We start from the raw sequence: 12,339 nt of genomic DNA, 5'->3' as shown, positions 1-12,339 counted from the left end.
CGTCTGTCTGTTCGAGGGGGCACGTCGGAGCGGGCGTTGTGGGTAGACGTGATGCGTGGACGTGGTGAGTGGACGTGACGAGCGGGGACGGCGGACCGCGCGGTGGGGAGTGAGCGGACCATGAGCAGTGATGCAGGCGGCGCAGGTGTGAGTGCGGGTGCGGGTGCGGGTGCGGATGCCGACACGGGGGACCGGGGACTGTGGGTCGAGGAGCCGGCCCGGCGGCGCCGGATGCCGGACCCGGTGCGGACGTCCGCGGTGCGGGCGATGCTGATCGTGGCCGTGACCCTGACGCAGGCGACGATCACGTTCTTCCTGACCCTGAGCGGGTCCTGGCTGGCCCTCCCGATGGGACTCGGGGCGATCGCCGGGACGATCGTGGCCACCTGGGGCGTGCTGGACGTGTGGATCACCCGGCAGACCTGGAACCAGCGGTACGGGGTCCTGTCGGAGCCGAGCAGCACGGCGCGCAGGCGGCGCCGTGAGGCCCGCCGGGCGGCCCGTACGGCCCGGACCGCCCGGGAGCCCGCCGCGGGCCGAATACCCCGCGAGGACGGCCCTCTGGCGGCCTCCGGCCGGTACTCCACGCGCTGACGCCCCCGGGGCGGTGCCGGGCGGCGTCAGGCACCGACCCGGGGGGTGCCGGGCGTCAGGAGACGGCGCTGCGGCGGAACATACGGGTGGCCGTGATCTCGCCGTGGATCGTCTCCGCCTCCGCTGACTGCTGCGGCAGCCCCGGGCGCAGGTGTTCCTCGACGCTGATGTACTTCAGGCCCGCCCGCAGGTCCGCATCGTTGCGCAGCCGGATCACCAGCGGGAACTCGGCGAGCGCCGTGGTGTCGAAGAGGCCCGTCGTGTAGAGCAGTTGGACGCCGAGCGCGTCGGAGACGGCTCGCTGGAGCTCCAGCAGGTACGTGGCGTTCGCGCGGCCGATCGGGTTGTCGAGGAACAGCGTGCCCGCGTGCCGGTGCTTGTCGCGGCCGCGGTCGTTGCTGCGCAGCGCCGCCATCGTGCAGTACAGCGCGATCGCGGCGGTCAGCAGCTGCCCGCCGGAGAACACGTCGCCCATCTGCCCCACCGGCACCCGCTCGGCGCGCAGCACCGCGTCCGGCTTGAGGATCTCCACCGAGATGCCCTTGGGCTCCAGGGCCGCCTGGACACCCCGCAGCAGCAGGGACATGCCGTCACGGCGGCCCTCGCCGAAGGAGGCCGTGCTGTTCTTCTTCACGGCCGCGCGGGTCGCCTCGTCGATGACCTCGCCGAGCCGCTCGGTGAGCGTGGCCTGGTCGGGCTCCTCGAAGCGGATCCGCAGGAACTCCTGGCCCGACCATTCGCCCAGGCCCTCCGGGAGCTGCGAGAGCCGCTGCGCGGAGCGGAGCGTGGCCAGGGCCGATTCGACGAGCCCGCGCAGGCGGTCGACGATGCTGTCGCGGTTGCGCTCCAGCTGCGCCAGCTCGTCGGTCAGGACGCGCAGCCGGGGTGCGAAGGCCGCGGCCCAGGCCGCCGCGTGCTCGGGCAGGGCGGAGGCGGGCAGTTCGCGGATCTGCTGGCGTGCGGGGGTGCGTACCTGCTCGTAGCGGGTGGCATTGGCGTGGCGGACCAGGATGTCGCTCGCCTCGCGCACCGCGGACTCGGCCGCCGAGAGGTCGGCCGCGCAGCCGCGCAGGGAGCGGCGGGCCTCGGTGGCCGACTGGCGGGCCTCCTCCAGGGTGCCCTGGTGGGGCACCGGCTCCTGCTCGTCCTCGGCGTGCGCGTGGTCGCGCAGCAGGTCCCGCAGCAGCGCCGCGGTCTCGTCGAAGCCGCCGGCCCCGTCCTCGGCGGTGCGGTGGGCGCGCAGCAGGTCCGCGTGGGCGGCCCGGGCGCTCTCCACGGCGGCGGTGTGCGCGCCGAGCTGGGCGGTGGCCGTCCGCAGCAGGGCCTGGGCCTGCTCGACGTCCTCGGGGACGAGCTCCTCGGGGAGTTCGGTGTGCGCCTCCCCCTCCGCGGGGGCGTGCCGTTCGGCCTCGCCGCGCAGTCGGCCGAGCTGCTCGCTGGCGGTGGACGCGCGGGTCTCCAGCATCTGCACGAGGGCCTCGGCCCGGGCGGCCGCGGCCTGCCGGGAGGGGCCGTCGGCGCCGTCGGTGCCCTCGAGGAGCTGGGCGGCCCGGGTACGGACCTTGTTGGTGAGGCGGTCGAGTTCGGCCAGGGCAGCGCTCTCGTCGCTCTCGGCGCGAGCCTGTTCGGCGCGCAGGTCGGCGCCGACGCCCACCTTCTCGTAGAGCTGAGAGGCCGCCCGGTAGGCCTCGCGCAGGTCGGGCAGCGGAGCACGCGGGCCGTCGCCGTCGGGCAGCTGGTCGGGGGCGCCCGCGATCTCGGCGCGTTCGGCGCGCAGGGCGCGCGCGGTGCGGCGGGCGTCGTCGGCGGCGCGCTGGGCGGCGCGGCGGTCCTCGTCGGCGGCGCGGGCCCGGTCCAGGCACACCTCGGCACGGGCCTCGGACTCGGCGGCGTCGTCGGCGAGTTCGCGGAGCTTGGCCTGCCAGCCGGCGCGCTCGCGCAGCCGGAAGGCGAGCCCGGCGAGGGCGTCGGCGACCCGGCGGGCGCGCTGGGCGGTGTCCTGGCGCTCCTCGCGGACGCGGGCCGCGTCGGCGGCGGCCTCGTCGGCCTCGGCGCGTGCGGTACGGGCCTCCGCGAGCTCGGCGTCGGTCTCCTCGGCGAACATCCGGGCGGCGGCGGCCTGTTCCGCGAGCTCGGTGAGGCGGCCGGGCGGGCAGCCGGTGCGCCAGGAGGCAAGGCGGGCGGCGAGCTCGCGGTCCCCGGCGAGGCGGGCCGCGAGGTCGCGGATCTCGGTGTCGCGGGCGGCGGCGCGGCCACGCAGCGCCTGGCGCTCCTCGTCGGCGGCGTGCTCGTCGTGCATGGCCGGGTTCGGCGGTACGAGGAACACCCCGGAGTCCGTGTCGGCGCCGGCCGGCGGCAGCGGGGCCAGCAGGGCGGCGGCCGTGCCGACGGCGACGGTGGAGCGGGGCAGCAGGGCCGCACCGGTGAGGACCTCGCGGGCCCGGCCGTGGGTGTCGGGGTCGGTGATGACGACGCCGTCGACGAGTTCGGGACGCGCGGCGAGGACGGCGGCGTGGTCGGCGGGGTCCACGGACTGGGCGAGGTAGCGCCAGCCGGGGAGGGCGGGAATGCCGTGTTCGCCGAGGTACTCGACGGTGGCGAGGACGTCCGGGCCCGGCGGCAGCAGGCCGCCGTCGCCGAGGGCGCCGAGGATGCGGGCGTCGTCGGCGGCCGCGGTGCGCAGCTCGAAGAGCTGGCGTTCGGCGGCGGCGACGCCGTCGGTGAGCAGGGTGCGCAGGTCGTCGGCGCCGCGGTCGAGGTCGGCGACGGTCAGGCCGCCGGCCGTGGCGGTCCCGGTGTGGCCGGCGTCGATGGAGCCGGTGGTTCCGCCGTGCCCGGCTGCGCCGGAGGCGGTGGCTGCGACGGCCGCGTCGGCCTGCGCACCCGCGCGCGGGTGCGGGAGGAAGGCGTCGGGGACCGCCGGGAGGCCCAGCAGGGCCGCCAGGCGGGGGGATTCGGCGAGGGAGGCCGCGGCCCGGTGCTCCGCGTCGTGGGCGGCCTCGGCCGCATCGGCGGCGTCCGCCGCCCGGGCGGCGGTCAGCTCGGCGCGGGATTCCGCGGCGGCGGCCTCGCGGGCAGCCTCGGCGGCGGCCCGGGCGGCTTCCCGGGACTCGTCCCAGGCGGCCACGGCCGTCTTCTCGGCGTCGGTGGCGGCGAGGGCCGCGCGGGCCGGGTCGGCGTCGGGGGCGGTGTCGTCGAGCCAGCCGGCGCGGACGGCCTCGGCGGTCTCCTGCTGGACCTCGGCGAGCCGCGAGCGCAGGTGCTCGGCCTCGCTGCGGGCCCGCTGGGCGGCCGTGGCGGCGGCGGTGGCGTCGCGGTGGGCGGCCTCGCCGGTGTCCTGGAGGGCGGCGGAACGCTCCTCCTCCTCGTTGGCGAGCCGCTCGCCATGCTCGGCGGCGGTGTGCAGGGCCCGGACGAGCTCGCCGGCCGCCGTGGCGCGGGCGGCCAGCGCCGGGGCGGCGTCCCGTTCGGCCTCGAGGATCGCGGCGGCGACCCGGGCGGAGCGGTCGGCGGCGGCCCGGTGGCGCAGCACGTTCTCGGCGGCCTGCCACGCGGAGTGCAGCGTGCGGGCTTCGAGGAGTTCGCGGCGCTGGGCGGCGGCCGCCTTGTCGGCGACGGTCAGGGCCAGCGAGGCGTGCCGGTAGGCGAGTTCGGCGGAGACGGCGGCGCTGCGGGCGCGCGCGGACTCCGCGGCGGTGACCTGGTGGGCGGCGCCGGTGACCTGCTGGGCGAGGTCGGCGGCCCGGCCGCGCTCCTCGGCGGCGCGGGCGGACAGCCGCCGGGCGAGGGTGCGCGTACGGCGCTCGGCGCCCGCGTGGACGTCGCGCAGCCGGGCGCGGGCCTGGGCGGCCTCGACGATGCGGGTGAGCAGGTCCACCGAGCCAGCGGTGAAGTCCCGTTCGGCCATCAGCTCGGCGCGGCGGCCGAGCTTGTTGCCGAAGCCGTGGACGAGGTCGGCGAGGCCGTCCGTGTCGCGGGTGTCGGTGACGGCGCGCAGCAGGAGGTCGGTGAAGTCGGAGTCCTTCTTGACCGCGAAGAGGCCCGCGGCCTCGCCCTCGTCGGCGTTCATCTCGCGCTGGTAGCGGAAGAGTTCGGGGTCGAGGCCGAGCTCGGTGAGGTGCTCGTTCCAGCGGTCGTGGATCTCCTCGAAGTACACCTCGAGGTGCGGGTACGCCTTGCCCGCCTCGGTGAGGGCGTCGCGGAAGCCCTTCATCGTGCGGCGGCGGCCCTGGGCGCCGGAGACGCCTTCGACGGGCGGCCGTACGGAGGTGGCCTCGGCGACGGGCAGGCTGTCGAGGCTCAGTCCCGGGCCGGGGCGGAAGGAGTACCAGGCCTCGGCGAACTTGCGCGGGTCGTTGGAGACCTGGCGGCCGCGCCATTCGCTGACCTTGCCGACGACCACGCACTCGCCGGTCTGGGTGTGCTGCCACTCCAGGGCGACGTGGCCGCAGTCGTCGGCGAGCAGGAACTTGCGCAGGACGCCGGAGCTGGCGCCGCCGAGGGTGTTGCGGTGGCCCGGGAGCATCACCGAGAAGATCAGCTTGAGGAGGACGGACTTGCCGCCGCCGTTCTCCAGGAAGAGCACACCGGCGGGCGCGGGGCGGCGCGGCGGACCGGTGGGCTCGTCCTCGAAGAACTCCGCCTGGGCCGGCGCCGGGTGGGGCACCGGCTCGCCGACTCCGCGCAGGTCGAGCACGGTGTCGGCGTAGCGCGCACCGGCGGGCCCGATGGAGTAGAGGCGGATCCGGGACAGCTCGTACATGGCGGCGGACTCTCGTGGTGTCTGGGTGAGGCAGGGCGTACGGGGACGGGGGCTCGGGCTCGGGGCTCAGGCGTGGAACGGGAGCCCGGCGTCGGCGGCCAGGTCCAGGTCGTCGCCCTCGGGCGGCGGCAGCAGGGTGGCGCAGCCGTCGCCGACGGGGACCACGCCGAGCTCCAGGAGCTCGCCCATGGCCGCGCTGCCCGCCATGTCACGGACCTGGAGCTGGTAGCGGGGGGTGGTGCGGTAGGTGCCGCCGGCCTCGTCCCCGGTGCGCTGGAGGAAACCGGAGTCGGTGAGGAAGGCGGCCGCCTTTCCGACGATGCCGGTGGTGGAGCCTGCGAGGCGGCGGGCGTCCTTGGTGGCGCCGGTCGCGCTGCGGCGGGCGTAGACGCGCCAGGCGGCTTCCAGGCCGGGGGCGTCGGAGGCCGGGTCGGTGTTCTCGCCGAGCTCCTCGGCGCGCTCCTCCAGGCGGCGGCAGGTCTGCCGGACGAAGGCGTCGACGCCGTTGACGGTGATGCGGCCGATGTAGCCGTCGTCGGCGAGGTCCTCGGGGCGCGGAAAGGCCAGGGCGGCGACGGCGAGGTGGGCGAGGCCGTGCAGGAAGCGGTCGGCGGAGTCGGCGGCGGTGCGGCGGGCGTAGTCGCCCATACGGACGGCGAAGACGGAGTCCTCGCCGGCGGCCACGGCCATGCCGGCGCGCGGGGACACCTCCAGGACGACGAGGCCGAGGCCGGTGGCGACGGCATCGGCGAGGCGGCCGAAGGCGGGGTCCTCGCGGTAGCGGCGGAGCAGCTCCGTGTACTCGGCGTCCCGGGCGGGGAGCAGCTTGGGCTGCAGCCCGAAGGCGACGAGCCGGGCCGCGTCGGCGGCGTCGGCGGGGGTCACCGCCGGGCTCGCGGCCGCGACGGGGGCGGTGGTGAGGGAGGCGGGAGCCGCGGGCTCGCTCCACGCGGGGGGCTCGGCGTGGTGGTCGCTCACGGGTGGGTCTCCTCGGCGGTACGGGTACGACGGGCGGTGCCAGCGGTGCGGGCGGGGTCGGCGGTGCGGACGGTGCCGGCGGTGCCAGCGGTGCGGGCGGGGTCGGCGGTGCGGACGGTGCCGGCGGTGCGGGTGGGGTCGACGGGTCGGCTGCGGCGCGCTGCGGCGGCGGCGCTGGTCGGGTCCGCCCGATTCAGCCCCGCCGGCGTTTGAGGCGCGGGTCCGGGCAGAGCCCGGTGCCCGGCGGAGCCGGGTTTCCCGGGGCGCCGCCCCAGACCCCGCGCCCCAAACGCCGGCGGGGCTGAATCCGGAGCCGGCGGGGCTGAAATGGCCCGGTGCGGCAGCGCAGCCGCGTGCGCGCGCATCCCGCGCCAGGCCGAGGCGACGCCGGTCACGACGCCTCCGCGCGGTCCGCCGCCATGCCGGCGGCGTCCAGGAGGGCGGTGCCGACGATGAGGTCCGCGCCGCCGAACTCGGGGTCCTCGAGCTGGGTACCGTCGTCGACCGCGAACAGCAGCCGCTCCTCCCCCTGCCGGTAGGCCGTCCCGACGGCCGGGCTCGCCGCGTGGACGGCCAGCAGGGCCACCAGGTACGGCAGGTCCGGATCGCTGCGGCGGGCCTCCGCCAGGAGGCCGGACAGCCGGCGCGGTGCGTCGTGCGGGAGGTCCAGGAGCCCCATCGCGGCGGCGAGCTGCTCCTCGCTGAAGCGGCTGTCGTCCGGCGTGGCGATGAGGTCCGGCTCCGGCATCTCCGCGCCGAGGTGCTCGCGCTCCACCGGCGGGGTCAGCAGGATCTCGACCAGGTCCGCGACCCGCACCGAGACGGGCGTGCGCAGCCCCGCGCCGGAGGCGAAGAAAGCGGTGGTCACCCGGCTCGCCTGCGCCACGGGGAGCGGCAGGAGCGGGGCGACGAGCTGTCCGTACAGGTCGATGCCGGAGCGCGGGGCGGGGGCCGCGAAGGCCTGGCGGTCCTGTTCGGCGCGGAACAGCGGGCCGGCGTCCAGCAGCCTGGACTGGAGCTGGGTGTGGCGGCGGATGCAGTCCTTGACGATGTCGACGAGCTCGGCCGCACGCCGCTTGTTCTCCGGCTCCTCCGCCTCGTCGCGCGCCTTGCGGATGTTGGTGAGGATCGCGTTCTCGTGCCGGTAGCGGTCGGCGACGTGGTCCAGCGCCTCGGCGATCATGTCGGGCACGGCCTGGAGCCAGTCCACCGCCCGGACGTTGCGGCGCGTCGCGTCCAGCGTGCGGCGCAGGGTCTCGGCGTACTGGACGGTCCGGTAGCGGGCCTGCTCGGCGGCGAGCTGGGCGTCCGCCAGCCGCCCGCGGCTGATCAGCACCTCCAGCTTCACCTCGGCGGCGATCTGGGCGCTGGTGACGTCGGTGTCGAGCGCGCCGACCAGGACGTTGACGGCCTCGTCGGTGGTGCGCAGGTAGACCGCGCCGCCGTAGCCGGGGACCTCTTCGATCAGCTTGAAGTCGTAGTCCCGGCGCACGTAGACGCCGTCGGGGCCGAAGGTGCCGTAGATCGCGCGGAAGCCGCGGTCCACGCTGCCGACGTTGATCAGGTTCTCCAGCACCCAGCGGGCCACCCGCTCGTGCTCGGCCGCCGGGCGGGACGGGGCCTGGGCCGCGACGCGCGGCAGCAGCCTGGCCACTATCTGTTCGTGGTCGGCGCCCGTGTCGAAGTCCATGTTGAGTGTGACCAGGTCGATCGCGGCCAGCGCGACCTCCGCCATCGCGTAGACCCCGTACTCGCCCGCCAGATTGGCCTTGCGTACGTCGAGGTCGTGCAGCGGGGCGGTGCAGGCGAGGGCGCGCAGCCGCCGGGCCAGGCCCTCGTCGGCGGCCGGGCCCGGCGCCGGGGAGGGAAGGGTCTTCGCCGGGGCGGGGAGAGTCACGGACAAAGACTAGGTCCTGTTGCTGACAACATCCCAAACGGCATGGTTCGGCCGGATCGTCCCCGACCCGGACCCCGAGGCGCACCCGGCCCGGACCCGGTGGCTCCGCCGGCCCGCTGCTCTACGCTCAGCGCATGGATTCCATGATCGCATCCACTCCGGTGATCGACCTCAACGCCGACCTCGGCGAGGGCTTCGGGCGCTGGACGCTCACCGACGACGAGGCCCTGCTCTCCGTCGTGACGAGCGCCAATGTGGCCTGCGGCTTCCACGCCGGGGACCCGTCCATCATGCGCCGGGTCTGCGAGCTGGCAGTGGAGCGTGGCGTACGGATCGGCGCGCAGGTGTCCTACCGCGATCTGGCCGGCTTCGGCCGGCGCTCCATGGACGTGCCGCCCGGTGAGCTCGCCGACGAGGTGGCCTACCAGATCGGGGCGCTGGAGGTGTTCGCGCGGGCGGCCGGCTCCCGGGTGTCCTACGTGAAACCGCACGGCGCGCTCTACAACCGCACCGTGCACGACGCCGGCCAGGCCGCCGCCGTGGTCGCGGGCGTCCGGCTGGCCGCCGGATCCGGTGCCACCGGGGGCCTGCCCGTGCTCGGGCTGCCCGGGTCCCTGCTGCTGGCGGCGGCCGAGGAGGCCGGGCTGACCCCCGTACCGGAGGCCTTCGCCGACCGCGCCTACACGCCCGCCGGGACGCTGGTCCCGCGCGGCGAGCCGGGTGCGGTGCTGCACGACCCGGACGTGGTGGTGGCGCGGGCCGTCCGGATGGCGGCCGAGGGGGCGGTGACGGCCGCCGACGGGGCCGCGGTCCCCGTGGCCGCGCGCTCCCTGTGCCTGCACGGGGACACCCCGGGCGCGGCCGGGATCGCCCGCCGGGTCCGGGAGGCGCTGGCCGCGGCCGGGGTCCGGGTGGAGGCCTTCGCGTGAGGGCGCTCGTGGTGGGCGGTGACGGGCTGCTGCTCGAGCTGGACTCGGCGGAGGAGGTGGCCGCGCTCCACGCCGAGCTGCTGCGCCGCCGGGACACGGGCGAGCTGGGGCGCGTACGGGACCTCGTACCGGCCGCGCGGACCGTCCTGCTGGACGGCGTACAGGACCCGGCCGCCCTCGGTGCCCGGATCGCACGGTGGGAGGTGCCGCCGCTCGCGCGGACGGAGGGGCCGCAGGTCACCGTCCCGGTGCGGTACGACGGCCCGGACCTGGCGGAGGTGGCCCGGCTGTGGGGGGTCACCGCCCGGGAGGTCCCGGAGATCGTCGGGGCGACCGTCTTCCGGGTGGCCTTCTGCGGGTTCGCACCGGGCTTCGGCTACCTGACGGGGCTGCCGGAGCGGTTCCACCTCCCCCGCCGCGAAACGCCCCGTACGACGGTCCCGGCGGGCTCGCTGGCCCTGGCCGGGGAGTACGCGGGGGTGTACCCGCGCTCCTCCCCCGGCGGCTGGCAGCTGATCGGCTCCACGGACGCGGTGCTCTGGGACGCGCAGCGGGAACCGGCGGCGCTCTTCGCGCCCGGGGTCCGGGTGCGGTTCACGGAGGACGGCCGTGACTGAGCTGCTGGTGGTGCGGCCGGGGGCGCTGACCACGGTCCAGGACCGGGGGCGCCCGGGATACGCGCACCTGGGGGTCCCGCGCTCGGGAGCGCTCGACACGGCGGCGTACGCGCTGGCCAACCGGCTGCTGGGCAACCCGCCGGGCGCGGCGGCGCTGGAGACGACCCTGGACGGGGTCGGGCTGCGGGCCCTGGCTGCGACCGGCGTGGCGGTCACGGGCGCGCCCTGTGAGGTACGGATCTCCGGTCGCCCGGTGGCCTGGGGAGCGCCGGTCCGGCTCCCGGCCGGGGCGGAGCTGGAGGTGGGCCGGGCGGAGTCGGGAGTGCGCAGCTACGTCGCGGTGCGGGGAGGCCTGGGCGTTCCGCCGGTCCTGGGCAGTCGCTCGACGGACCTGCTGTCGGGGCTCGGGCCGCCGGTCCTGTCGGCCGGGATGCTGCTGCCGCTGGCTCCCGCCGGTCCGGAGCCGTACCCGGCCCTCGGGGCGGACGCCTGCGGCCTGCCCGGGGCGCCTTCGGAGCTGGTGCTCCCGCTGCGGCCGGGGCCGCGGGCGGACTGGTTCACGGAGGCTTCGCTGGCCGGGCTGTGGCGGGCGGCGTTCCGGGTGTCGGCGGAGTCGAACCGGATCGGGCTGCGCACGGAGGCGGGCTCCGCGCTGGTCCGCGCCCGGGTGGGCGAACTGCCGAGCGAGGGCATGGTGCTGGGCGCGGTCCAGGTGCCGCCGGACGGGCTGCCGGTGGTGTTCCTGGCGGATCACCCGGTGACGGGCGGCTACCCGGTGGTGGGCGTGGTCCCGCCGGGCCCGGCCCTGGACGCGGCGGCGCAGGCCCGGCCGGGGGTTCCGGTGAGGTTCGTGAGGGCCGGATGAAACGTTCGGGGCGGCTTCGGCCAAGTACGGGGTGAGGGGGCCGCCCGGGTCCCCGCCTCAGGGGAGGAACCGGGTGCGCAGCCCACGACAGGAGACCGGTCCGCCGGATCTCACCACGCCCGAGGGATTCGGCGCGTTCTACGAGGAACACGTCGACGCCGTGCTCGGCTTCGTCACCCGCCGGGTCGCCGATCCGCACCTGGCGGCGGATCTGACGGCGGACATCTTCCTCGCGGCGATGGGATCGGCCAAGGGCTACCGGCAGCACAGGGGAGTGCCGGTCGCCTGGCTGTTCGGGATCGCCCGGAACGTCCTCGCCGGCCACGCCCGCGGGCGGGCCCGGGAGAGCGGCGCGCTGGCGCGCCTCAGCGGGCGCCGGCTCCTCGACGACGAGGACGTGGCCGCGCTGGAGGAGCGGATCGACGCCCAGCGGGCCTTCAGGGACCTGGCCGAGCGTCATGCCGCGCTGTCCGAACCGCTGCGGGCGGCGCTCGACCTGGTCGTGGTCGACGAGCTCACCCCGGCCGAGGCCGCGCAGGCGCTCGGCGTCACCCAGGCGACGATACGCGTCCGCCTGCACCGGGCCCGCCGCGCGCTGCGCGGAGCCGGGCCCGCCGCCGTTACCGAACCGCATGTGGAGGCAGCCCGATGAGCACCAGGCCCAGCGGGTTCGAGAACCGGCTCAAGGCCGCGCTCCTGGCCCGCCTCCCGGAAGTGACACCGGCCCCCGCCCCCACGCGTGCCCGCCGGTACGGCATCCCGCTCGCCGTGGGCATCGCCACGGCCGTGGTGGTCGCCGTGATGGCCCTGCCGGGCAGCACCCACCACGGCTCCCGGCCCGCGGACGGCCCGACGAAGCGGCCGGCGAACGAGCCGGAGATCAAGAAGGACCCGGACGGTTCCCTGCGCTTCAAAATGCCCGAGCACGACCAGATCCCGTCGCTGGTGGACCAGCTGAAGGCCCGGGGGGTCTCCGTCGCGCTGGTCCCGATGCGTCCGCGCTCGCAGTGCTCCGAGCTCGGCGGCGGGTACCGCGGTCCGCAGGCCGACCGCGAGGCCGAGGTCCTCCAGCACAACGACGACGAGTTCGTCTTGAAGGTGAATGCGAAGACGGTCCCGCCGGGCCACACGCTCACGATCCGGTGGTCGGACTACTACCCGCTGGGTGAGCAGGGGTTCGGCTTCGGCGTGGTCGAGTCCTCCAAGGTGCCGTCCTGCTCGATCGACTACTCCGAGGGGCTGGAGGAACTGCTGAGATCGGGGGCCGCGAGCAAGGACCCGGGCCCGACCGTCGAGGTCCCCGTGCCCACGGCTGCCGAACTGCCCGAGGTGGTCAGAACGCTCCAGGCGCAGGGGGTCAGCGTCATGGTGACCGAGAAGAAGCCCAAGTCGGAGTGCACGCACGAGGGTGGCGGGTACCGCGGCCCCCAGGCCGATCCCGAGGCCGAGATCAGCGGCAGGCGGCCCGAGGGACCGCTGAGGATCAACTCGAAGACGGTCCCGCCGGGATACACCCTCGTGTTCACGAAGTGGGCGCGTGCGTCGGGCCCCGGCGTCGGGTACGGCGTGAAGGAGACCTCGAAGGTCACGCCCTGCGAGATCGACTACTTCGCCGGTGACGGGGCGCCGCCCGCTCCGCCGTCCCAGTAGGTCCCGCACCTCCGCCCCGGCCCCCTCAGGGCCGGGGCGCCCGTGCG

At 76.3% G+C, this 12,339-nt stretch carries 9 protein-coding genes; 6 read left to right on the top strand and 3 right to left on the bottom strand.

Features of this window, described 5'->3' with window-relative positions; translation table 11 throughout:
* The first annotated feature begins 120 nt into the window (after window positions 1–120).
* Entirely contained in the window at window positions 121–594 is a 474-nt protein-coding gene (locus ACGFZK_RS22595) for a hypothetical protein (protein ID WP_393850667.1), read from the top strand.
* A 55-nt stretch (window positions 595–649) separates the two neighbouring features.
* On the opposite strand, the gene ACGFZK_RS22590 is transcribed toward ACGFZK_RS22595, so the two are convergent.
* The 3 genes from ACGFZK_RS22590 to ACGFZK_RS22580 all read right to left on the bottom strand — a co-directional run bounded on the left by ACGFZK_RS22590 (window position 650) and on the right by ACGFZK_RS22580 (window position 8,231).
* On the bottom strand, window positions 650–5,356 hold the full coding sequence (locus tag ACGFZK_RS22590) for a hypothetical protein (RefSeq protein ID WP_393850666.1): 4,707 nt from the start codon (window positions 5,354–5,356) through the stop codon (window positions 650–652).
* A 66-nt stretch (window positions 5,357–5,422) separates the two neighbouring features.
* The gene (locus ACGFZK_RS22585) at window positions 5,423–6,334 is read right to left on the bottom strand and encodes a hypothetical protein (RefSeq protein WP_393850665.1); all 912 of its coding nucleotides are present in this window, start codon (window positions 6,332–6,334) and stop codon (window positions 5,423–5,425) included.
* A 391-nt stretch (window positions 6,335–6,725) separates the two neighbouring features.
* On the bottom strand, window positions 6,726–8,231 hold the full coding sequence (locus tag ACGFZK_RS22580; protein WP_393850664.1) for a hypothetical protein: 1,506 nt from the start codon (window positions 8,229–8,231) through the stop codon (window positions 6,726–6,728).
* Window positions 8,232–8,392: 161 nt separating this feature from the next.
* On the opposite strand from ACGFZK_RS22580, the gene ACGFZK_RS22575 reads away from it, so the two are divergent.
* From ACGFZK_RS22575 to ACGFZK_RS22555, 5 genes are all read left to right on the top strand, one after another.
* Window positions 8,393–9,160 carry a LamB/YcsF family protein gene (locus ACGFZK_RS22575; RefSeq protein ID WP_393850687.1) on the top strand — a complete coding sequence of 256 codons (768 nt, stop codon included), beginning with the start codon at window positions 8,393–8,395 and terminating at the stop codon, window positions 9,158–9,160.
* The gene (locus tag ACGFZK_RS22570) at window positions 9,157–9,777 is read left to right on the top strand and encodes an allophanate hydrolase subunit 1 (protein ID WP_393850663.1); all 621 of its coding nucleotides are present in this window, start codon (window positions 9,157–9,159) and stop codon (window positions 9,775–9,777) included. The genes ACGFZK_RS22575 and ACGFZK_RS22570 overlap by 4 nt, the downstream gene beginning before the upstream one ends.
* Window positions 9,770–10,642 (top strand): biotin-dependent carboxyltransferase family protein, encoded by an 873-nt coding sequence (locus tag ACGFZK_RS22565; protein WP_393850662.1) that lies wholly within the window; start codon window positions 9,770–9,772, stop codon window positions 10,640–10,642. Before ACGFZK_RS22570 ends, ACGFZK_RS22565 begins: the two co-directional genes overlap by 8 nt.
* A gap of 73 nt (window positions 10,643–10,715) precedes the next feature.
* A complete protein-coding gene (locus tag ACGFZK_RS22560) occupies window positions 10,716–11,294 on the top strand; it encodes an RNA polymerase sigma factor (RefSeq protein WP_393850661.1) in 579 nt (192 codons plus the stop codon).
* Window positions 11,291–12,292, top strand: coding sequence for a hypothetical protein (locus tag ACGFZK_RS22555; RefSeq protein ID WP_393850660.1), 1,002 nt, complete (start codon window positions 11,291–11,293; stop codon window positions 12,290–12,292). Before ACGFZK_RS22560 ends, ACGFZK_RS22555 begins: the two co-directional genes overlap by 4 nt.
* The last annotated feature ends 47 nt before the right edge of the window (window positions 12,293–12,339 follow it).

Source organism: Streptomyces sp. NPDC048257, assembly GCF_043201855.1.
In the GTDB taxonomy this organism is placed as follows: domain Bacteria; phylum Actinomycetota; class Actinomycetes; order Streptomycetales; family Streptomycetaceae; genus Streptomyces.
Note: the sequence above shows the minus strand (reverse complement) of the source record. Positions and strands in the feature narration are given on the sequence as shown.